The organism is Streptomyces sp. NPDC001599, from assembly GCF_042893535.1.
Lineage (GTDB): Bacteria > Actinomycetota > Actinomycetes > Streptomycetales > Streptomycetaceae > Streptomyces.
This window is the reverse complement of record NZ_JBIAVA010000003.1, coordinates 121,309-142,407: the sequence shown is the minus strand read 5'-3', so window position 1 is coordinate 142,407 and position 21,099 is coordinate 121,309. Positions and strand designations below refer to the sequence as shown.

Sequence of the window (21,099 nt, the reverse complement as noted above, 5' to 3'; positions counted from 1 at the left end):
CGCCGACCGCTCAGCCGATGACTTCGTTGACGCCGAGGGCGAAGTTTCCGTGGCCGACTCCGTTGCCCGCGAGGCCTACCGTGAGCACGCCCGCGCCTTCCAGCCAGTGCGCCATCTTCAGGCCGCCGACATGCATCGGGCGCAGTCCGAGGCTCTCGATGAACGCCGCCACGTCCGCCTGGGCCTGCGGGTCGTCGCCGGCGAAGAAGACGTCGGGCCGGCCGTTCTCCAGGACGCCGCGGAAGATGGTGTTGAAGGCCTTGAAGACCCTGGCGTCGGCCGGGGCGACCTTGGCGATTTCCTGCGCGATCGATGTCGGCCCGCTGTGGGCCAGGCCGTCGAACGCCGCGTTGAAGGGGTTGCTGATGTCGACGATGGTCTTGCCCGCGAGTGCGTCTCCGTACTCGGCGACGGTGGAGACGACACCGGCATACAACACGGCCGTGATGACGATGTCCCCGGCCGGGACAGCGTCCCACTTGCCTGTCGTGGTGCCGCTGCCCAGAGCCTTGGCCAGGGCGTCGGCCTTGGACTGATCGCGTGCCATGATCTCGACGACGTTGCCGCCCGCTACCGCGCGCGTGCCGATCGTGCGGGCCATGTTTCCCGCACCGATGAAGGTGATGCTGCTCATGAGCTGTGCCTCTTTCTTTCTTGAGGCGCCCGTCCCTGAGACGCCGCTACGACTCGTTCGTGTGGTTCAGATGGCGGTCGTGCCACCGTCGGCGACCAGTTCCAGGCCGTTGACGTAGCTGGAGTCGTCGGAGGCGAGGAACAGGGCGATGCTGGCGATCTCTTCGGGACGGCCCATCGTTCCGCGGGGAATGAGGGACTCGAACGAAGCCCTGGTCGCCTCGTCGAACAGCTCTTCCTGCTTGGCGGTGGCGACCTGTCCGGGGGTCAGGACGTTGACCCGGATCTTGCGGTCGCGCAGCTCGTTGAGCCACACACGGGCCCATGCCTGTTGCACGGCTTTGCTGCCCGCGTAGAGGCTCCAGCCGGGGAAGGCGCCGAGTGAGGCGTTGGAACCGGTCATGAGGATCGAGCCGTGGTCGTTGATCAGCGGCAGGGCCTTCTGCACGGTGAACAGGGTGCCGCGGGCGTTGAGCGAGAAGGAGCGTTCGAACTGTTCCTCGGTGATCTCGCCCAGGGCCGCAGGTTCGCCGAACCCGGCGCTGGCCCACAGCACGTCGATCGAGCCCTTCTCCTGCTTGACGGTGTCGTACAGGCGCTCCAGGTCGTCGAGATCGGACGCATCACCCTGGACGGCGGTGACGTTGCGGCCGATCAGCTTGACGGCCTCATCCAGGGCTTCCTGCCGTCGGGCCTGGATGAAGACGTACGCTCCTTCCGCGACGAACAGCTGGGCCCCGGCCAGTGCCAGGCCGGTGGATCCACCGGTGATCACCGCTACCTTGCCATCGAGCTTTCCCACAGCCACTCCTTTGAATTAACAGATTTCCGAAACGGGAACGGAAAGGACCCAACTCTTGATGCGCTCTTCCTGGTTGGAACCCCGTTGCCAAATGCCGTTCCGGAATTCCTGTACCGAGTTTTCCCGGCCCGATTAACGATGGCACCGGCCAGATCATGTGTCCAAGACCTGTTTCAACCGCGGTGATACCGTTGAGGCATTGCCGGACCGGGAGGCCCCATGGATCTGGACCTGCGCAAGCTGCGCTACTTCGTCGCCGTCGCCGACCGGTTGCACTTCGGCCGCGCCGCCGATGAGCTGCACATCGCGCAACCGGCGCTCAGCCGGCAGATCCGCGCACTGGAACAGGATCTCGGCGCCTCGCTGTTCACCAGGGACAGTCACGGCGTCACGCTGACCGACGCGGGCCGGCAGCTGCTGGACGACGCGGGTCCGCTGCTCGCCTCCGCGCACGCGGTCCGGCGCCGGGTCACCGTGGCAGAACGCGGCGGCCAGCGGCTGGTGGTCGGCTTCCGGGCAGGTGTCCCGGTCATCCCGGCGACGCGGGTGTTCGAGGCGCAGCATCCGGACGTGGTCGTGGACGTGCAGCGCATGGAATGGGACGACCAGGCCTCGATGCTGCTCGACGGCCGCGTCGACGTCGCCTATGTACGGCTGCCCGTCGCCGAGACAGGCCTGCGCCTGACTCCGCTCTACACCGAGCCCCTCATGGTGGCGCTGCCCGCCGGTCACCGGCTGGCCGGCAAGGATGAGGTCACCGAGGCCGACCTGGCCGGTGAGCCGCTGATCTGGCATGCCGACGCGAGTACGCAGCCCACCCGGCGCCCCCACCCGGACTCCGGACTCCGGGTGCGCGGCGTGGAGGAGAAGCTCGAGCACGTCGCGGCCGGCCGCGGCATCTCGTTCGTGGGGCGTTCGGAGGCCGTGTTCTTCTCACGTCCGGACATCAGCTACGTGCTCGTCCCGGACCTGGCGCCCGACCAGGTATGTGTCGCAATGGCGGCATCGCGCACCTCACCGGTGGCCGAAAATTTCTTTGCCGCGGCCCAGACGACGGCCGAGATCACGGCAGAATGCGGGAACTACGAAATGTGGCGAATTGCGAGCGACGCCGCTTCAAAGCGCGACTGAGCAGCTCGGCCGAAATCAGCCGGACCCGGCCTCCTGTACCCGCATGTCCTGTTCGTTCGTGGCCTGATGCAACATTCGGCTCGGCTGTCGAAATGCTCTTCGGTCGCGCCGTTCGGTCTCGGAGGCGTCGCGGTACTCGTCGTCCGGGCGCAGTCGACGGCGCCGACCCGGGTGCAGTTGGTGGTGCCGGACCACGTCCTCGTCGTCGACGGACCGGGCATCCCACTCGCCGCGTCGCTGACCGGCGGAAACCGAGGCCGGGTCAGGGGTCGGGGACCCAAGTCGCCCACCCTGGGGAGGACGGCGGCGCCGTCGTACTCCATCGGTAGTAGGACCCAAAGAATGCTCAGGGACGACGACGGGAAGACCCTGAGACGGCATCGTGTTGTGCATGGATGACGACCGTTCGCCGCGCCGGGCCCAGCGCCCCCGCCTCACGCAGAGGAGCAGCCGATGAGCGCCCTCGCGTTGTCCGTGCTGCTGTCGCTCGTCTCCGCCGTGGCCTACGCGGGCGGCGCGATCGTGCAGGAGCAGGTCGCGGCGTCGTCCCCAGGTGCTCAGTACGCTCCCTTGCGCCGGCCCGCCTGGTGGGCGGCGGTCTCGCTCAACGGCCTGGGCGGTCTGCTGCACGTGGTCGCCCTCGCGCTCGGTCCGCTGAGTCTGGTGCAGCCGCTGGGAGCGCTCACCATCGTCTTCGCGCTGCCCATGGCGGCGCTCTTCGTGGGCCGCAGGGCCGGTGCGACGGCCTGGCGGGGCGCGCTGATGGCCACGGTGGGTCTCGCCGGTCTGCTGTCCCTGGTCGGTGCCTCCGACGCGCAGTCGCTGGACACGGCGCAGCGGGTCGGGTCGGCGCTGGTCACCGGTGGCGCGATCGTCGCGCTGATGATCGCCGGCCGGGCCGCGCACCGTCACCCGGCGGTCCGCAGCATCCTGCTGGCGACCGCGTCCGGCATAGCGTTCGGAATGTCCTCGGTCTTCACCAAGACAGTCGCGGTCGACTGGAACGGCGGGGTGTCGGCCGGTGATCTGCCGTCGCTGGCCGTGATCGGTGTACTGGCCACGGCAGGCATGGTGCTGTCTCAGGCCTCCTACCGGGGCGCCGGTCTCGCCGCCCCGCTGGCCACGCTGACGGTCGTGAACCCGGTGGTGGCCGCCGTCGTCGGCATCACGATGTTCGGCGAGACGTTCCGTTACGGCACGGCCGGTACCGTCCTCGCCCTGAGCTGCGGTGTGGTGGCCGCCGGTGGACTGATCATGCTGACGACGGAGCGCATCGCGAGGGAGGGCGCCGACCCCGACGGGTCCACGGCCCTGGCCGGGGAGACGGTGGCCCTTTCGGAGGCCCGGGCGGCAGCGATCGGGACCGCGGCGCCCGAGGCCGAGCCCGTGCAGGCGCCCGCGCCCGTGCACGGGGCTGGGCCGGTGCACGCGGCTGGGCCGGTCGAGGGCGTCCCGGGCCGGGAGCCGGTGGCACCGGTACCGCAGGCGGCCCGGCTGTCCGACAAGGTCTTCGTGCCGTCACCGGTGGCACCGCCGGTCCCGGACGCCGCCCCCGCCGAGGAAGCGTACGAATCCCGGATACCGGAGGAGAGCGACGACACGACGTTCCTCTACGGCCCCTTCTACGGCGGTCCGTTCGTCCCGCCGTCCGTGCTCGACCCCCGACGGGTCCGGATCAGATCCTGACGCCGCCGGCCCGCAGGTACGCCACCGGGTCGACGTCCGAACCGAAGCCGGGCCCGGTCCGCACCTCGAAGTGCAGATGCGGGCCCGTGACATTGCCCGTCGAGCCGGACCGGCCGAGGCGCTGACCGACGCCCACCGACTGACCGCTCTTCACGGAGATCGCCGAGAGGTGCGCGTACTGGGAGTAGCGGCCGTCCCCGTGCCGGACCACCACCTGGTAGCCGTACGAACCGCCCCACCCCGCACTGACCACCCGGCCGTCCGCGACCGACTTGACGGAGGTGCCGGTGGGGACGGGGAAGTCGACGCCCGTGTGGTAGCCCTTGGACCAGGAGGAGCCCGCCTGGTGGTACGGCGTGCCGGTGGCGGCGTCGACGGGCGCCACGACGGCTCGGTCGGCGGTGGCCTTGCCGGCCGCCTTGGCCTTGCCGCTGTCGGAGGACGACTCCTTCGGCGCCTTCCGCTGCTCCTGGTGCTTCTGCTCCTGCCGCTTCTGCTGCTTCGGTTCTTGCTTCTGCTCTTGCTTCCGCTCCTGCTTCTGCTCTTTCCGCTGCTGCTTCTGCTGCTTGTCCTGCCGTCTTCCCGCCTCGGTGCCGGACGCCTTGGTGGTCCCCTGGCCCCGCAGTGACAGGCGCTGGCCGGGCAGGATCAGGTCGGGGTCGGAGCCGATCGCGCTGCGGTTGGCCTCGTACAGGCGCTGCCAGCCGCCGCGGACCTCATGGGTGTCGGCGATGCCGGAGAGGGTGTCGCCGGTGACCACCGTGTACATCCGGGCCTTGCCCGCCCGGGACTGCGGGGTGGTCTGCGGCTGGACGTCCTTCACCGAGCCCGACTTCTTCTGCTTCTCCTGCGCCGGCACCGCGGACCCGGCCGGCCGGATGTCGGGCGGGTCGCCGCCCCGGGTCAGTCCGGCCCGCTCCGAGCACACCGGCCAGGCGCCGGGGCCCTGCGTGTCCAGCACCTTCTCGGCGACGGCGATCTGCTGTTCCTTGGTGGCCAGGTCGGCCCGCGGGGCGTACCGCGTGCCGCCGAAGGCCTCCCAGGTGGACTGGGTGAACTGCAAGCCGCCGTAGTAGCCGTTGCCGGTGTTGATGTCCCAGTCGTCGGTGGACTCGCAGGCGGCGACCTTGTCCCAGGTCTCCACGTCGGCCGCGTGGGCCGTGCCGGTGCCGACGAGGGGGAGGGCCAGTCCCGCACCCCCCGCGGTGACGGTCAGTGAGGCGCGGTTGATCCTGTTCGGCTGATACCGGCGGTGCCGGCCGCGTACGGCCATGGAGGTCCCCCTCGACATTGCGTCAGGAGGGGCAAAAGTAAGCGCCGCGAACAGGCCATGACAAGACGGCAACCGGCCGGTTGGTCACCCCGAGTGGCCGGGAACGGGTGGCCGTTGGCCGGATGAGAGGTCACCCCGCTGAGGCACCCGGCCCCTTCCGCCCGTACTGAAGTTCCGGGGCGAGAACGGGAAGCAGAAAGTGCGGCGTGCGTCCCGGCACGTCAGCATGGTCGAGCGGCGAAACCGGCGATACTGGCGGGCACCGGCACCACCTACACAGGGCACCACGGACACCAAGGTCACTAGGAGCCAACCCAATGAGCACTACAGCGCAGATCGGCGTCACGGGTCTCGCGGTCATGGGCCGCAACCTCGCCCGCAACTTCGCCCGCAACGGCTACACGGTCGCGGTGCACAACCGGACCGCGTCGCGCACGCACGCGCTGGTGGAGGAGTTCGGGAGCGAGGGCGATTTCGTCGCGACCGAGACCGCCAAGGAGTTCGTGGCCGCGCTGGAGCGCCCGCGACGCCTGGTGATCATGGTGAAGGCCGGTGACCCGACCGACGCGGTGATCCGGGAGTTCGCCCCGCTCCTGGAGCCCGGCGACATGATCATCGACGGCGGCAACGCGCACTTCGCGGACACCCGGCGCCGGGAGCGCGAACTGCGCGAGCAGGGCATCCATTTCGTGGGCACCGGCATCTCCGGCGGCGAGGAGGGCGCGCTGCACGGGCCGAGCATCATGCCGGGTGGCTCGAAGGAGTCGTACGAGTCCCTGGGCCCGATGCTGGAGAAGATCTCGGCGAAGGCGGCGGACGAGGCGCCCTGTGTGACGCACGTCGGTCCGGACGGCGCCGGGCACTTCGTGAAGATGGTGCACAACGGCATCGAGTACGCCGACATGCAGTTGATCGGCGAGGCGTACCAGCTGCTGCGCGACGTCGCCGGGTACTCCCCCGCGCAGATCGCGGAGATCTTCCGGACCTGGAACACCGGCCGCCTGGACTCGTACCTGATCGAGATCACGGCGGAGGTGCTGTCGCACGTGGACGGGGAGACGGGCAAGCCGTTCGTGGACGTGGTGGTCGACCAGGCGGAGCAGAAGGGCACCGGCCGCTGGACGGTGCAGATCGCGCTGGACCTGGGCGTGCCGGTGTCGGGCATCGCGGAGGCCGTCTTCGCGCGGTCCCTGTCCGGCCACGCGGCGCTGCGTGACGCCTCTCGCGGCCTGGCCGGCCCGAAGGCGTCCCCGCTCGGCGAGTCGGAGGCGGCCGCCTTCGCCGACCGCGTCGAGCAGGCGCTGTACGCCTCGAAGATCGTGTCGTACACGCAGGGCTTCCACGAGATCGCTGCGGGCAGCGAGGAGTACGGCTGGGACATCGATCTCGGCGCGGTCTCCGCGATCTGGCGGGGCGGCTGCATCATCCGGGCGGCCTTCCTGGACCGCATCCGGGCCGCGTACGACGCCCGGCCGGACCTGCCGAGCCTGCTGTCGGACGAGACGTTCGCCCAGGAGATCGCCGCGGCGCAGGACGACTGGCGCGAGGTCCTGGTCGCCGCGACCCGGCAGGGCGTGCCGACACCGGGCTTCTCCGCCGCCCTCGCCTACTACGACGCCCTGCGCGCCGAGCGGCTCCCCGCCGCGCTGACCCAGGGACAGCGGGACTTCTTCGGGGCGCACACGTACCGCAGGACGGACCGGGACGGCGCCTTCCACACGCTGTGGGGCGGCGACCGGTCGGAGGTCACGGCGTAGCCCCTCCCTCTGGGCCCGTCCCGGCGTGTGCCGCCCCTCGCTCAGGTGAGGGGCGGCCCCGGCTCGGGGTCGGGCACGGGCTCGGGCCCCGGCGGGATCGGCGACGGCGAGGGACCGGGAGGGGCGGGCGGCGGCTGCGGGCCGGGGCCCGGAGGCTGGGGCGTGGGTTGCGGGCCGGGGCCCGGCGGCTGAGGTGTGGGTTCCGGGCCGGGGCCCGGGGGCGGCGGCGGAGGGGTCGGCTCCGGACCGGGGACCGGTGGTGAGGCCGGATCCGGCTGCGGATGTGGGGGCTCCGGGTCCGGACCAGGAGTGGGTCCCGGAGTGGGCCCGGGCGGGACGGGATCCGGATACGGGTTCGTCATGGCGCTGTCCTCCGGCCAGTCGGTCGACGTCGGCTCTCTGGACCTGTCCCCCGCCTACCCGACGGCCGCCTCTCCACTCACTCGGCCGTAGGAACCGCCGGACCCGAGTGGCCCAGCCGTGCGGCCGCCGCCCCGGCCGCCAGTCCCGGAGCCGGGCTGGCCAGCACGGGGACACGGGCCCGGGTCGCCTCCCTGGCCGGCGCCATGGACGCCTGGGCCAGGACGATCACGTCGGCGCCGGTCACGGAGTCGGCCGCCTCGGCGACCCGGCGCAGATAGCCCTCGCCGTCACCGGCCTCGAACCGCGCCCAGGCACCGTCCACCAGCCGCGTCCGCACCTCCACGGGACGGTCCGCGCGCCGTGCCTCCTCCTCGATCAGTGCCGCCGTCGGCGCGAGCGTGCTCTCCAGAGCGGCGAGGACGAGGACACGCGGACCCGCGGCCACCGCGGCGGCGGCCATGGGCCGGTCCACGCGCAGCACCGGCACGCCGGCCACGGCGGCTGCCGCCTCGGCGACACCACCGATGGTCGAGCAGGTGCACAGCACGGCGCGCGCCCCTTCCGCCACCGCCCGCGTCAGCACGGCCGCGACGGACGCGGCCACCGCCTCGGGCCCGTCCCGCCGGGCCCGCTCCAGCAGCCCGGCGTCGATGTGATGCCGCAGTTCAAGGCCCGGGTGCGCCGCGTCACGCAGCGCGTCGAAGACCGGAACGTGAACGGCCGAGGTGTGCAAGAGCGCCAGCACGCACGTCCCCCCGTCTCTCTTGGTCCGCGGTCAGAACAGCTCGGGATGCGCCACGAGCCACTCCTTGGCGGCGCGCAGCAGCTCCGGGTCGGCGGCGGGTGCCTCGTCCGGGTGGCGCTCGGCCCACTTCACGACGTACGGGCACAGCGGGGCGACGGTGACGCCCTCCCGTCGGGCGATCCCGTACAGCTCACGCGCCAGGGAACCGGCGATGCCCTGGCCCTCGTGGGCCGGTTCGACGATCGTGTGGACGGGGACGAGGGCCCGCTCGGGGGCATCGAGCTCGAAGTACTCGATGCGGCCGACGACCTCTCCGGCCGCGACCGCCTCCAGCCGCCCCGCCGTCCGGTCGTCACGGATCTCGATGTCGCTCACGGCCACACGCTCCTTGTCCCCCGCGGGGTCAGCAGTTCAGTACACCGGTACGTCAGGCCGACGCGGCCTGAGGGCTGCGTTCCTGGTCCGAGCCCGGTACCGGCTCGGACGCGTCGGCACCCAGGGCGACGATACGGTTGTCGCCGTCCACGTGCACGACCCGGGGCCGCAGCGACCGGGCCTCGGCGTCGTCGACCTGGGCATAGCTGATGAGGATCACCAGGTCACCGGGGTGCACGAGGTGCGCCGCGGCCCCGTTGATCCCGATCACCCCGGACCCGCGCTCCCCCTCGATGACGTACGTCTCGAGCCGGGCCCCGTTGGTGATGTCCACGATGTGCACGAGCTCACCGGGCAGCAGATCGGCGGCGTCCAGCAGATCCGCGTCGATGGTCACCGAACCGACGTAGTGCAGGTCGGCCTGGGTGACGGTGGCGCGGTGGATCTTGGACTTGAGAACAGTGCGCAGCACTTTGGACTCCTTGTGACGGCTCCCCGCCGCTTTCTGCAGGTCAGGGGCGTTGTTCACTGTACACCGACAATCCTCACACTCGAAGATACTGAGGAACATCGATCCCCCTTGGGTGAGAAGGTTCCCCACCTGCGCTTCCGCGTAGAACCGGCTGTTCTGCCATCGCCGTCCAAGAACCCGCTCAAGCACCTGCCTCGGAGTATGCGAGGACTCATGCTGACCAGATGCTGACTTACCTGACGATGCACCAGGTAAGCACTGCGTTGAGCACGGAGCCATCCTCTGCATCGACCTGGAAGTCGTTCAACGAACCCGGCAGCCTGGGGCTTCATCCGGTCCCAAAGCATTAGGCGGTCGGTGAACCCTCGCCACTGGCTGCCCCACCGACGCCTGTGGAGCACTCGATCCAGGCGGCCTCGTGCTCTAAACCAAACCAGGCTCCCGACTGTGACCGATCGATCGCGATCGCTACCACCTGGTGGGCAGCTGCGTTCCGGCCGCCTGCCCAGACTGCTACTCCAAGCCGCAAGGCAACGACAAGGAGTAGGCAGTGGAAGAACCCGAGTCGCAGAACGTCCCGCTGCACGTCTCAACAACAACCGGCGTCCCTGCGAGTGATGGCAACAGGATGTTCGTCGAGGTGCAGCGCGCGGATACGAAAGCAACAGCACTGAGTGGAGTAGCCGGTGCCCTACTTGCGATCACGGCAGGGACGGCGCTGTCCGCACCGGTGAACTCGTCGCACATGCTCAGCGTGGCTGTGGCGCTAGTGGGCGCACTGCTCGGGGCAGCCCTGGTATTCGCACTGATGGCCCTGCGCCCCATCTTCCCGAAGGACGACGGGCTCGTTTGGCGTGAGGAGTTCGTCGGCGGAGGCAGCGGAAGCAGGCACTCGTCGGCAGCCCTACCGCCACATCCGGTGAGCTGCGCCGAGATACCTGAACGTGAGGCCGCCCTGACCACCCTTGCGCGCCGAAAGTTCCGGGCGGTCAAGGTGGCCGTCGATCTCACCGTGGCCGCAATCAGTGTGGCCGGATTGGTCCTGTTGCTCACCTTCCTCGCCTCCTGAAAATCTCATCCTCTATGGGTTAGTCCCTACGTTTGGGGGGATATGTATCAGTCGCACCTGGCAGTGATCGGCGAGAGTCTGTGGTCGCAGTTGCGTGCCCTTGCTCCCATGCGGGTGCGCCCGGCCCGCAGCGTCCTCCTGCGGCAGGGGGATCCCGGTACCCATGTGGTCTTGCTGGCTTCGGGGTCGACCCTCGTGACGTTGACGGGGCCGAACGGGGAACGGGCCTTGCTCGCGATACGCGGCCCTGGTGAACTGCTCGGCGAACTGGCCGTCCTGGATGCGCAGCCCCGCTCGGCTTCTGTGATCGCTGCGGAATCCTGCCACGTGCATCTCATTCCGGCTCCCGATTTCCTTTCATTTGTCGAGAGCAACGGCCTACTCAACCCGTTGCTACGCCATGCGATCGCGCGGGTCAGGGAGTCCGAGGCCGTCAGGCTCGAACTCGCCACCGCGTGTGTTCCCGTACGCCTGGCCGGTGCCCTTCGCCGACTCGTGGATGCCGCTGCAACGAGTCAGCCAGCGGTCAGTGTCCGACTGACTCAGGAAGAGCTCTCCCAGATGATCGGTGCGTCCCGCAACGCCGTCGGTACGGCGATCAAGCCGTGGCGGGAAGAGGGCTGGCTGGAGACGGATCCGGGCGGCGGACTGCTGATCCACGACATCACATCGATCACGGCCCACGCCCGCAGCACGATGTGACCGGCCGCACCCGGGCGGTGCCCAGTAGTGGGCACCAGAGCGTGCCCGGGCCGATCAGCATGGGGCACTCGATTCTTCCGTCGTGACCGAAAGGTCGGTGACAGCGTGCCCAATGCCTCACCTTCGTCCGTCGACGTGCCACCGGAGCAGGCGCTCCTGGCCGTGGATATGCAGGGCTACAGCCAGATTCCGGAAGCGAAGATGGCGCCCGTCCGTTCCGATCTGGATGACGTCCTCACCAATGTGCTGACCCACGTTGGCCTGCAGGATCCACGAGACCGGCCCGGTGCATTCAAGGACACCGGAGATGGAGCCATCTTCGTCATGCCGGCCAAGGACATCGCACGGCTGGTCGACCCGGTGCTGGAACACCTGCACACAGCGCTCGTCCGCTACGACCGTGAACGGCTCGCCAACGCACCCGCGATCCGACTGCGTGCCGCTGTGCATGTCGGCCCGCTCTCCCTGCTCGACCATCGTGGCGATGCCATCAACGAGGTGTGCCGACTGCTCGACAGCCAGGTCGTGCGCGCGGGCCTCACCGTGGCCCGGGAACACCGAGGCGGTTTTCTGGCCGCCGTCGTCTCGGAGGCGGCGTTCCGGCGGACCATCCGCGCGGGACGCACGCCGGACCTCGACGAGGAACGCTTCCTTCGTGCCACGGCGCGGGTGCACGGCAAGACATTCGAGGAGCCGTGCTGGCTGTTCGTACCCGAGATGACACCGCAAGCCCTCGCACCGCTCATCAGCCCGGAGCCCCTCGGAGGCGGAGGTGGAACAGCCGCGCCGACGTCGTCGGCCGGTTCAAACAGTCCGACTGGCGCCATCTTCCAGTTCAACGGCGAAATGACCGATACCACCGTGATCAACACGGTCGGAACGATGCGCATCGACCGGCGCCGGATCTGACCGTACCCGTGCCCTCGCACCGAGCCGCATCGAAAGGAACCAGAGAGCGCATGTCCGATGACCGTTCCCCTTTTTCGCGCCGCTCTCCCGACGAGCTCGACTCTCCGTCGACGGGAGCGGATGGCACGGCTCCGCATCCGCCGGACCCAACCAGTAGCGCCCCTGAAGGCACGGAGACCGTTGGCGCTGACCGGGCCGCCCCGGCAGCGTTCGTCGTGCCCCCCGTACCGGACACTGGGCCGGCACCGATCACGGTGAACCGTCCGGAGTTTTTCGTCAACCACGCCGACAAGATCATCAACGAGACCCGCAAACCGGGCATCCTCGAAGGCTCCACGCTTTCTCGTCACAGGATCAAGCAGGAGCCGATCGCCCGCGAAGGCCAATGGGCAGAGACGTGGCAGCAGGCTCTGGATCCGGCGGGGTTACACCCGCGGAAGCAGGTACTGATCATCGTCGCCCCGCGGTCGTACGGATCGACCACCCTGGCCCTGCACCTCCTCGCCGAGCACACGGGCGAGGAGGCCGACATCGTGAAACTGGACGCAGACTGGAAGACACCCAAAGTGGGCTGGCTTCCCGCCGAGGAGCGCCACGCCTACCAGGTCGACCTCAAGGACCCTGAGCACGACCGGATCTCGGCCGATTTCCTCACCATGTTGGAAGAGCATGCCGGGCTTCTGGAAAGACTCGGCTCCTACCTCGTCCTGAACGTGGCCAAGGATCTCTGGACTCATCACTACGCCTCGGTCCAATCCGGCATTCACGTCGTCCACGTCACCGAGCCGCCGCCGGCCCAGGGTGTCGTGGAAGCCCGGCTGAGGGCTCGCGAGGCCGCTGGGCTGATTGCTTACCTTCACTCCGTCGACAAGAGCAAGGCTTCGATAAGCCGTCTCGACGCCGTGGAAGCGGTTCACACCGCGGACTCGATCATGCTGGCGTGGCGGGAACACGAACGGCTGACTGACACGTCGCTCCCCATGGACGTCCCGTCGTCATGGTCCGCGCTCGATGCCGGACTGCTCGAACGGATCACGTCCGCCATGTCCGACTGGCGAGACAAACTCGACACCCTGTTCGGAGAGACGGTCTCCGGGCATGGAGGCAAGGACACGTCGCTGCCACTGGAAGACCGCTGCCTCCTCCTGGCCCTGGCTGTGTGCCAATCCGCGCCAATGCCCGTAGTGGCCAAGGCCGCCCGCGACCTGCAGCGCATCATCAGCGCCGATGTCGCCAGCGGCAGCGACTTCGCCTCGTCGACAAGTGCGGCATTCGCCGGCCGCGGGTTGCGCCGCCGTGTTGTCGATGTCGGCGCCGGAGTTAGCAGCAACGACGAAGCCATCTTCGACCAACCCGGCTACGGCAGGGCCATCCTGACCTACGTCTGGGACAACTACGAGGTCATGCGCGATCCCTTGCTCAAGTGGCTTATGTCTGGGGACAACAGCGAGGCGAACGAGCACGTCGTGGATGCCATCGCCGCTCTGACCCTGCGGCACGGGAACGTCGACCACCTCGTACAGCTCGGCTCCAAGAGCTACCCAGTGAAGGAAGAACTCCTCAGCGCCCTTTTGGTCCAGGCAGTACAGGACGAGCATATCGGCCGCCAAGCGTGGGGCATTCTGTACGGCTGGGCTTCGGGCAAGGAACGGGCGGCTACGGTGGTCGCCGCCTGCCGACAAGTCCTGAACTCCCCGGACGTCACGTCTTCTCAGGCCAGGATGGCCATGGTCCGGCTGCGGCGAGCCGCCAACAGTGGGCACGAATCAGCCTGGCCTGAGGCCCTCGCAGTCTTCATCGAGCAGGCTCAGCACCCCGCCGGGGTGGCGCGGCTCATCACCGAAGTACGAACATGGCAGCAGTCAGGTCGGTCCCGCGGGGCCGGCACCGCAGCCTTCCTGGCCCTGATGTCCGTACCAGGCACCACCATCCCGTGGCTGCTATCCGATGAAGTCCCTTCCGAAGTGAACGTGAAGCGGGCTTTGCAGGATCTATTGGGAGACATCGATACGGCTCCCGACGCCATCAACCGCCTCACCACATGGGTCAGGCAGTCAGCGACCGACCCCGACACCTACGCCCGCGTCCGCGACGGCTTGCTCCCCGTCCTACGCGGCCAAAAGATCTTCAAGGCTTCCGTGAGCCTGATGCAGGCACTGGAGCACGTCTCGGTCGACGGGGAGACGAACGCGGCCAATGACTTCTGGGACCGTCTCGTAGACCCACGTGTCCGCACAGTGTTTCAGCTCAACAGGGATTCGGCGTGAGGTGGTTCTGGCAGCGCCGGGCCCGTACGATCCACTGCGCCCAGCCACGGATGCTCCGCTGCGCGACCCCCGGTATCAACTTCGAGGCCACGTTCACGATCGAGTGGCGCCCCGCGTTACGGACCCGGCTCAATCTCGAAGACCTCGTCCTCAGCCAGACCCTAACGCGGGCCAGCGAGGTTGCGCAGCTCTTCCCAGCCGTCGACGTGCGCACCGCGCAGGACACCATCAACGCCGAGCTCGGCGCCCCGGAACACACCCGCGCCACCGGGTACCGGTGCCTGGCTGCCCGTGTGGAACTGGCGCTCTCGGAGAGCGCACGGGAAGACCTTGCTCAACAGCAGGCAGACGAGGCACGGGTACGGCGTCTGCGGTTCCTCCGCACAAACCTGTACGAGCAGCCCGACCTTTTCGTGCTGGACCGGATCGAAAAGCAAGGCGATTGGCCGGGCGCTCAGCAGGTTGCCGAATGGCAGCGCCTGGCACGGTGGATGGTCGCTGCTGACGAATGGTGGCAGCCCATTCTCGACCAGTGGGAAGAGGTCGGCCAAGGCTTCAACGACATTGAGCTACAGAACCGGGCCATGCTCGCGCTCTGCGACGCGCTCCAGAAGCTGAAGGGCGATGACTCGCCGGACGACTCCTCCGTCGCTTCTAGTACTGCGGAAGGGCGGCGCAAGGAATGAGCCCCGCGCTGTGGCGGATCGTCCTGGACCCCCTATCTTCCTGGCGTGCACTTCGCCTGCGACGCGAAGCGGGCAGCCAATTGTCATTCGACGCAGCCTGGCGGCAGGCACGGATGCTGGCTGCTCCAGACGAGATGGTCTACCGGCTGCACGGCCACCAGTTCCCCATCGAGGATGAAGGAGACCCGGCACAACCGGACAGAGGAACGTACCGTCTCCCGTGATGGTGACGGTGAAGGCGTCCCATCCTCCACGCTTCCGCCTGTCGGCGGCGCCTGAGCCCCAACGAGAAAGCGAGTCTCAGAGCGATGGCCGTGTCCAGGCGGCCTGTGGGGAGCTGGCGTCAGTTCCGCTCTCGACGCAGTAGGCCGTCATAGTTCGTTTGCCGGGACAAGTACGGTGCGTGTTCTGGCCCGAGTGAGAGCTACGTAGAGCTTGCGATGGTCTTCGCTGTCCGCGCGGAGGCCTTGTCGTAGTACTGCGCACTCCGCATCAGTCAGTCGGACTCCGACGACGTCCCATTCTCGGCCCTTGGCCTGATGGGCGGTGAGGCCAGGAACCAGGCGCGAGGAGTTACGGAGGCGAGTACTCAGGTTCTTCAACCGCGCTATGTGGGTGGCGTGTGGCCTTTTGGGGAGAGGGCGGTCGGTTTCGGTGGCAACAGCCGCGTTAAGGGCGGACCAGACTTTAGCTGTGTCGGTCGTGCCCTCAAGGTCGTCAACGATGGACTGAAGGAGAGGGCGCAGGCGTTGCGCCGCGTCGTGGGTGATGCCGAGGGTGATGAGAGCGTCGGCGTGGAAGGTGGCGTCTTCACCGAACATACGCTGGGTGACTTTGCTGAGCACCAGGGTGCAGGCTGCTTCTTGAACGTTTCCAGTGGTTGACTTGTAGGCGAGGGGCAGGACGTGAGCGCCTGCCTCCCACAGGCTCTTCCATTGCAGAGCGATTAGGACATCCGCGGTCTCGGCCGGGCCCTTGGGGAGTATCTGGCCCAGTCCTGCGCGCAGTTCGGCGGCCAGCAGTGCTTGTCGCGGGCTCGTCCATCGAAACGAGGTGTGCAGGTCCCGCTGGACAAAGCGGGCTTCTTGCGTCAGGGCGGGGACTTCTTCGGGGCGCGCGCCGCGGAAGGCGTAGAGGGCCTGCCACGGATCGCCGACAACGGTGACTTCCAGACCTGCGTCGGCGGCGAGTCGTACGAGGGCTAGGTCGAGTGCGTTGGCGTCAAAGATTTCGTCGACGATCAGAGCTCGCGCTGTCTGGGCGAGGCGGGTGCGCACCACGTCGCGTACGCCGGGCGCGTCCAGGGCTGTTTCGAAGACGTGGCGTGCGTCCTGGTGGGTGCAGTACCCCTCGCTCAGCGCCGTGCGGACGTCGTCTGCGTTGGGCCTGTTTGCTTTGCTGGCACGGCGCACGGTCTGGGCCACGACCTGTCCTGTCCTCAAGACGACGGTGGGCTCCCAGTCGCTCCACCGAGTAGGCAGCAGGACCCGCCAGTGGTCGACGACCGTGAGCTCGCGGTGGTCTGCGGGCCAGCGCACGTGGCCGGTGTGCAGAAGGTGGGTGAGCAGCTCACACACGATGGTGTCGAGTGTGACGACGCGGTGCGGCCAGTCAAGGACGCTGTGCCCCCAGTGGCGCAGCACACGGTCGCGGAGCTCGGCGGTTGCGGAGCGGGTGAAGCTGACGGCGACAACCGCCCGTTGGTCATTGCCATTGAAACGCTGGACGCCGAAGCGTTGAGCGGCCACGGTGGTCTTGCCGGAACCGGGGGCAGCTTCGATGTAGACGCGACGGTGCGGCGTCGCCGCCGCGATCAGTTGCTCTGTGGTGAGCGAGTCGGCGGTGTCAGCTCTGGTCATCGTCGCCATCCCCGTACGGGGGGTTCCCCCAGGGAGCGTCTGCCCACGGGTCAGGGTTCCGAGTTGCGACTGCCCAGGGATCGGGGTCTGCGAAATGTGTCGGAGCGGTGGGCCACCCTCCGGTCGGCACAGACTCCGGTGGCGGGGCCGGTGCGTCGAACGGCGCGATGTCAGGAACGGCAGGAGACACGCCAGAGGAGACGGCCTCGCGCTCTGCTTCATCCGTCTTCGAACCGTCGTCGCCACGCGGGTCTGCGGGGTGGGGGAAGAGAAAGTCGAACAGCTGCTGTAGATGGTCCGGGACGTGGACGGGGTCACCGCGGTCGATCGCGTCGCTCAGGCGGAAGGCCAGTGCGTCGGCGAAGGCCGCCTTGTCCTTCTTGTGCGGCCCCTCAGAGGTATCAGGGGCTCCCTTCTTCCCTTTCCGTTTGCTCTTGAAGAGATCATGCACCGTTTGCGGGGTGATCGGTACAGGAGTCGCTGCGTCGATGTCACGCAACGCTGTCTTGATGAGCTGCTCGTTTCCCTGCGTGATGGACGGCTCCAGCGTCGGGTGGCTGATGAAGGCCTGTACGACCGCCGGATCGTGCTCGTCGAGCCAGCTGGGGGGTTCGGGCTGCTCGGCGAACGGCTTGTCACTGTCCCGCAGCACCGCCAGCCGGGTACAGATCTCTGAGCCCTTCGTCGCCAAGAGGCGAGAGGTCCATGGTCCCACCTTGGTTCCGACATGCATGATGCTGAGCGCCTCGACAAAGGCGCGCTTCGCCTCGTCCGTGCCGGCCCAGGCTCGGCCGAAGTCCCGCAGCAGGGCTGCCTCGGTCACGCCCTCGACGACGACGAGCCGTTCGGCGAACAGCGCGGCAGAGCGGCTGGCGTCCATGTGCAGGCGGGCCATGCGCAGCGTCTTGCCCCGCTCGGTCATAGCAATCCCCGCGATGGGCCGGCAGACCCGCTGGCCCTCCGGCGTGCGCCGCACGACGACGAGGTCTTCGGGGGCGCAGGAGGTGATGATGTCGGTAGCGTGACTGGACAGCACGATCTGGAGTTCGGGACGCTCCCGCACGGTTTTCCGCAGATAGCGCACCAGAGCATGCTGCAGTTGAGGATGAAGATGGGCTTCGGGTTCCTCGATGACGACGGTGGCGTGGAACTGGGCGCGAGGGAAAAAGGAGTCTGCCTCGGACTCGGCCTCTGCCGTGGCCTGTGTGTTTCTCTCCCTGGCCAGTCGTTCCTCATCGGCCGGGGACAATCCCTCGACATCTTCGGCTGGGTCCGGCGCCTTCGCTGCAGCCGCAGCGCGGGCAGCAGAGTCGGGTATCGCAGCCAGCGTCACCGCCATATGCAGCAGGTTTACGTAACCCAGGCCCGAGACCTCCAGTGGGCGGGCCGACGAGCGCCCTTCGACAACCGCCAGCATCAGTTCCAGCACCCGCGCGAGGTAGGAATCGTCTATCACTTGACCCCGCACGAATGGCCACTGACGCTGCACCCCGGACGTAAGCGCGGCGAGATGCGCGCTGACGCGCTCCTCAACGGCCGCGATGAGCCCGTCCTTGGCAAGGTTCTCCAAAAGTCGGGAGGCCTTCACCCGCAGTGGCACCAGGCTGCGGCTGCCGTCGAGACGCTCCTGCTGGGCTCGGAGCAGCTCGATAAGTATCCGAGTCTCACGACGAGCCAGCTCGTCCAGCGGATGCCGCCAAGCCGGCAGGTAGATGAACTTGAACGGGTCAGTCCCCAGCCCGCGTTGCAATATGCGGTCGTGGTCGACCCGGGCACGGACTGTGCCCAGGTTTCGCTCGAGGTCCGAGAACCACTTTTGGGCGACGCCGTCAGCAGGACTGTGCCAGGTGTCGCGGATGTGCTGCCCCAAGGGGCCCTCGGCCTCCATCGCGGGTTCCAGCCGGTACTGCACCTCGACCCCCGGCGTGCCACCGGTGCCCAACACGGCCGAACTCTGCCGGGGCAGCAGGGGAAACCGGCTGGTGTGCGCCAGGTACAACGAATCGGTGATCGTCGTCTTTCCAGCCCCGTTGGCTCCGATCAGGACACTGAAACGCCCGGGCAATTGACAATCGATCTCCCCTTCGGCGCTCGCCCGCAGACCAGCAACCCTCACGCGGTTCAAATACAACAGTTCCCCCAGACGCTGATGGTGCAACAGCTCTTATCATCCCTGCCACGACCGCTGCCCCCAGCCCCGCACCCCCGCGGCGGCCGGGCGCAGACGACTCGCCGTTCTCGGCCTGTCGGGATTTGCCCGAACGCTACGGCCCGCGGAAGACGGTCTACGAACGCTTCCGCTACTGGTCGGCCGATGGCACCTGGGACAGCCTGTTGGCCAACGTCCAGCAGCATTGCGATGCCGTGGGCGCCGTCGACTTGCAGATCGTGACTCCACCACCGTGCGGGCCCACCAGCATGCGGCGGGGCCCGAAAAGGGGGCTCTGGCCGGGCGAGGCGATCGGCCGGTCTCGCGGCGGACTGACAACAAGGATCCCTCTTGCCTGCGACGGACACGGCCGCCTCCTTGCCTTTGCCATCGCCCTCACCGCCAGGGGTCATGTCCCTCGTCGTGGTGTAGGCGATCAGTCGTTTGATCTGGCCGGCAGGACGATCGTGTCGTCGGAGTAGAGGGCGTCCATGCTCTCGTTGGAGAGGTAGCGTCGGGGGAAGGCGATCCATTCGTCGTGGAGTTCGGCGAGGACTGCGGTCGCGAGGCGGAGGACCGCGGGCGGGTTCGGGAAGACCTGGACGACGTCGGTGCGGCGTTTGATCTCCCGGTTCAGCCGCTCCAGCGGGTTCGTGGACTGGATCTTCTTCCAGTGCTGGTGGGGGAAGTCCGCGAACGCGGTCAGGTCTTCCTTGGCCTCCAGCAGCATCTCTCTGACCTTGGGGAACTGTCGGCCGAGCATGTCGGCGACGGTGTCGAGCTGGGTGCGGACCGCGTCCGCGGTGGGCTGGGCGAAGACGGTGCGGATCGTCGCGGCGACCATCTCCGCGGACCCCTTTGGGATCACGGCGAAGACGTTGCGGACGAAGTGGACCCGGCAACGCTGCCAGGAGCCGAGCATGACCTTGCGGATCGCTTTGACCAGGCCGCTGTGGCTGTCGGAGATGACCAGGCGGACGCCACTCAGTCCGCGTTCGCGCAGGTGACGCAGGAACTGGGCCCAGAAGGCTTCGGTCTCGCTGTCGCCGACCATGACACCGACGACCTCGCGGCCGCCGTCCTGCGTGACGCCGGTGGCGATGACGATGGCCTGGGAGACGATGCGGTGGTCGACGCGGGCTTTGACATAGGTGGCGTCGAGGAAGAGGTAGGGGAACCGGATGTGGTCCAGCGGGCGGGTGCGGAAGGCGTCCAGCTGTTCGTCCAGGTCCGCGCAGATTCGGGAGACCTCACTTTTCGATATCCCGGTGTCGGAGCCGAGGGCTTTGACCAGGTCGTCGACGGAGCGGGTGGAGACGCCGTGGACGTATGCCTCCATGATGACCGCGTAGAGGGCCTGGTCGATGCGCCGTCGGCGCTCGAGCAAGCTGGGGAAGAAACTGCCCGCCCGCAGCTTCGGGATCGCGAGCTCGAGGTCGCCGGCCTGCGTGGTCACCGTCTTCTCCCGGTGGCCGTTGCGCCAGGTGGTGCGGGTGTCGGTGTGTTCGCCCCATTCGGCGCCGATCTTTGTGGTGGCCTCGGCTTCGATCAGTTCCTGCAGCAGCCGTTCGGCGACCTCGCGGACGAGTTCAAGACCATCGGCCGAACGTAGTGACTCAAGCAGGCGAAGTAGGTCATGCTGGGACAAGGCCACCGTGCACCCCCTGGGGTCGAACTGCCCGTTCGCTCCGGACAGTTGCACGGTGGCCTGCCAGTTGAGCAGGGAGCAGTCACCAGCAGACGGTGCACCCGAGGGAGCAGAACCCGCGCACTCAGGCGCGGAGATCCCCTACACCACACAGCGGGACGTCATCCCGCCAGGAACGTCAACGACTGCACCCAGTTCGAGGCATTAATGGCCCGCATCAGGATCGCGCGCCCCGGGCCGGCCACGGTCCAGACCGGAGCAGGTCGCCGCAGACAAGGGCTACTCGTCCGTGAAGATCCGCGCCTACCTGCCCAGGCGATGCACCAGGGCGGCCATCCCGGAACGGATCGACCAGATCAACGGCCGTATCCGGCGCGGTGAGCGACGCTACTACCTCGACCGTGCCGCCTGCCGGCGCCGCACTGTCGTCGAACGCTGCTGCAACAAGCTCAAGCACCTCAAGGCCCTGGCCACCCGGTACAACAAACGCGGCCGCCACTACCAAGCCATGGTCACCCTCGCCTGCCTACAACTCTGGCTCCCTGACATTACGGACACGGCCTAAGATTTGTT

The 21,099-nt window shown here is 68.0% G+C and carries 17 protein-coding genes and 2 pseudogenes; 10 read left to right on the top strand and 9 right to left on the bottom strand.

The genetic code is table 11. The features are described from left to right. Nucleotides 1-10: 10 nt before the first annotated feature. Nucleotides 11-634 (bottom strand): NADPH-dependent F420 reductase, encoded by a 624-nt coding sequence (locus ACFYZ3_RS09400; protein ID WP_388514996.1) that lies wholly within the window; start codon nt 632-634, stop codon nt 11-13. A gap of 66 nt (nt 635-700) precedes the next feature. After that, nucleotides 701-1,435, bottom strand: coding sequence for an SDR family NAD(P)-dependent oxidoreductase (locus tag ACFYZ3_RS09395; RefSeq protein ID WP_388514995.1), 735 nt, complete (start codon nt 1,433-1,435; stop codon nt 701-703). 219 nt (nt 1,436-1,654) lie between these two features. Here ACFYZ3_RS09395 and ACFYZ3_RS09390 point away from each other — a divergent pair, with 219 nt between their 5' ends. Both ACFYZ3_RS09390 and ACFYZ3_RS09385 read left to right on the top strand, forming a co-directional pair. Continuing rightward, the gene (locus ACFYZ3_RS09390) at nt 1,655-2,566 is read left to right on the top strand and encodes a LysR substrate-binding domain-containing protein (RefSeq protein WP_388514994.1); all 912 of its coding nucleotides are present in this window, start codon (nt 1,655-1,657) and stop codon (nt 2,564-2,566) included. 453 nt (nt 2,567-3,019) lie between these two features. Next, nucleotides 3,020-4,252: a DMT family transporter gene (locus ACFYZ3_RS09385; RefSeq protein ID WP_388514992.1), complete on the top strand. Its 1,233-nt coding sequence runs from the start codon at nt 3,020-3,022 to the stop codon at nt 4,250-4,252. Here the strand turns inward: ACFYZ3_RS09385 and ACFYZ3_RS09380 are convergent. After that, a complete protein-coding gene (locus ACFYZ3_RS09380) occupies nt 4,242-5,525 on the bottom strand; it encodes a transglycosylase family protein (RefSeq protein ID WP_388514991.1) in 1,284 nt (427 codons plus the stop codon). The genes ACFYZ3_RS09385 and ACFYZ3_RS09380 overlap by 11 nt on opposite strands. A 317-nt stretch (nt 5,526-5,842) precedes the next feature. On the opposite strand from ACFYZ3_RS09380, the gene gndA reads away from it, so the two are divergent. Next, on the top strand, nt 5,843-7,282 hold the full coding sequence (gndA, locus tag ACFYZ3_RS09375; RefSeq protein WP_388514989.1) for an NADP-dependent phosphogluconate dehydrogenase: 1,440 nt from the start codon (nt 5,843-5,845) through the stop codon (nt 7,280-7,282). A 439-nt stretch (nt 7,283-7,721) separates the two neighbouring features. Here the strand turns inward: gndA and ACFYZ3_RS09370 are convergent, their stop codons facing one another. The 3 genes from ACFYZ3_RS09370 to panD are packed head-to-tail and all read right to left on the bottom strand — an operon-like array spanning nt 7,722 to nt 9,237. Next, the gene (locus ACFYZ3_RS09370; RefSeq protein WP_388514988.1) at nt 7,722-8,390 is read right to left on the bottom strand and encodes an aspartate/glutamate racemase family protein; all 669 of its coding nucleotides are present in this window, start codon (nt 8,388-8,390) and stop codon (nt 7,722-7,724) included. 30 nt (nt 8,391-8,420) lie between these two features. Then, nucleotides 8,421-8,765, bottom strand: a complete 345-nt coding sequence (locus ACFYZ3_RS09365; protein WP_361015104.1) for a GNAT family N-acetyltransferase — start codon at nt 8,763-8,765, stop codon at nt 8,421-8,423. Nucleotides 8,766-8,817: 52 nt separating this feature from the next. After that, nucleotides 8,818-9,237: an aspartate 1-decarboxylase gene (panD, locus tag ACFYZ3_RS09360; protein WP_388514986.1), complete on the bottom strand. Its 420-nt coding sequence runs from the start codon at nt 9,235-9,237 to the stop codon at nt 8,818-8,820. A gap of 550 nt (nt 9,238-9,787) precedes the next feature. Between panD and ACFYZ3_RS09355 the strand changes: the two genes are divergently transcribed. The 5 genes from ACFYZ3_RS09355 (at nt 9,788) to ACFYZ3_RS09335 (ending at nt 14,870) form a co-directional block, all read left to right on the top strand. Further along, complete coding sequence (locus ACFYZ3_RS09355; protein WP_388514985.1) at nt 9,788-10,306, top strand: hypothetical protein; 519 nt, start codon at nt 9,788-9,790, stop codon at nt 10,304-10,306. Between the two features lie 42 nt (nt 10,307-10,348). After that, nucleotides 10,349-11,008 carry a Crp/Fnr family transcriptional regulator gene (locus ACFYZ3_RS09350; RefSeq protein WP_381731655.1) on the top strand — a complete coding sequence of 220 codons (660 nt, stop codon included), beginning with the start codon at nt 10,349-10,351 and terminating at the stop codon, nt 11,006-11,008. Between the two features lie 105 nt (nt 11,009-11,113). After that, nucleotides 11,114-11,917: a hypothetical protein gene (locus tag ACFYZ3_RS09345; protein WP_381731653.1), complete on the top strand. Its 804-nt coding sequence runs from the start codon at nt 11,114-11,116 to the stop codon at nt 11,915-11,917. A gap of 50 nt (nt 11,918-11,967) precedes the next feature. Then, nucleotides 11,968-14,184 (top strand): hypothetical protein, encoded by a 2,217-nt coding sequence (locus ACFYZ3_RS09340; protein WP_388514984.1) that lies wholly within the window; start codon nt 11,968-11,970, stop codon nt 14,182-14,184. Further along, nucleotides 14,181-14,870 carry a hypothetical protein gene (locus ACFYZ3_RS09335; protein ID WP_388514982.1) on the top strand — a complete coding sequence of 230 codons (690 nt, stop codon included), beginning with the start codon at nt 14,181-14,183 and terminating at the stop codon, nt 14,868-14,870. The genes ACFYZ3_RS09340 and ACFYZ3_RS09335 overlap by 4 nt, the downstream gene beginning before the upstream one ends. Before the next feature lie 371 nt (nt 14,871-15,241). Here ACFYZ3_RS09335 and ACFYZ3_RS09330 read toward each other — a convergent pair whose 3' ends face one another. Then, nucleotides 15,242-16,729: a UvrD-helicase domain-containing protein gene (locus ACFYZ3_RS09330; protein ID WP_388514981.1), complete on the bottom strand. Its 1,488-nt coding sequence runs from the start codon at nt 16,727-16,729 to the stop codon at nt 15,242-15,244. Continuing rightward, a complete protein-coding gene (locus tag ACFYZ3_RS09325; protein ID WP_388514979.1) occupies nt 16,716-18,887 on the bottom strand; it encodes an ATP-dependent endonuclease in 2,172 nt (723 codons plus the stop codon). The genes ACFYZ3_RS09330 and ACFYZ3_RS09325 overlap by 14 nt, the downstream gene beginning before the upstream one ends. A 32-nt stretch (nt 18,888-18,919) precedes the next feature. Between ACFYZ3_RS09325 and ACFYZ3_RS09320 the strand changes: the two are divergent. Next, nucleotides 18,920-19,270, top strand: a pseudogene (locus ACFYZ3_RS09320) (transposase); the annotation flags it as partial. A 44-nt stretch (nt 19,271-19,314) separates the two neighbouring features. Here ACFYZ3_RS09320 and ACFYZ3_RS09315 read toward each other — a convergent pair. Continuing rightward, on the bottom strand, nt 19,315-20,526 hold the full coding sequence (locus ACFYZ3_RS09315) for an IS256 family transposase (protein ID WP_388514978.1): 1,212 nt from the start codon (nt 20,524-20,526) through the stop codon (nt 19,315-19,317). Between the two features lie 132 nt (nt 20,527-20,658). Between ACFYZ3_RS09315 and ACFYZ3_RS09310 the strand changes: the two are divergent. Beyond that, nucleotides 20,659-21,091 (top strand): annotated as a pseudogene (locus tag ACFYZ3_RS09310) (transposase); the annotation flags it as partial. Nucleotides 21,092-21,099: the final 8 nt, after the last annotated feature.

Coding starts and splice junctions, on each gene's coding strand:
- ACFYZ3_RS09400 (WP_388514996.1), bottom strand. CDS start 634: ATGAGCAGCATCACCTTCATCGGTGCGGGAAACATGGCCCGCACGATC.
- ACFYZ3_RS09390 (WP_388514994.1), top strand. CDS start 1,655: ATGGATCTGGACCTGCGCAAGCTGCGCTACTTCGTCGCCGTCGCCGAC.
- ACFYZ3_RS09385 (WP_388514992.1), top strand. CDS start 3,020: ATGAGCGCCCTCGCGTTGTCCGTGCTGCTGTCGCTCGTCTCCGCCGTG.
- ACFYZ3_RS09380 (WP_388514991.1), bottom strand. CDS start 5,525: ATGGCCGTACGCGGCCGGCACCGCCGGTATCAGCCGAACAGGATCAAC.
- gndA (WP_388514989.1), top strand. CDS start 5,843: ATGAGCACTACAGCGCAGATCGGCGTCACGGGTCTCGCGGTCATGGGC.
- ACFYZ3_RS09350 (WP_381731655.1), top strand. CDS start 10,349: ATGTATCAGTCGCACCTGGCAGTGATCGGCGAGAGTCTGTGGTCGCAG.
- ACFYZ3_RS09340 (WP_388514984.1), top strand. CDS start 11,968: ATGTCCGATGACCGTTCCCCTTTTTCGCGCCGCTCTCCCGACGAGCTC.
- ACFYZ3_RS09330 (WP_388514981.1), bottom strand. CDS start 16,729: ATGACCAGAGCTGACACCGCCGACTCGCTCACCACAGAGCAACTGATC.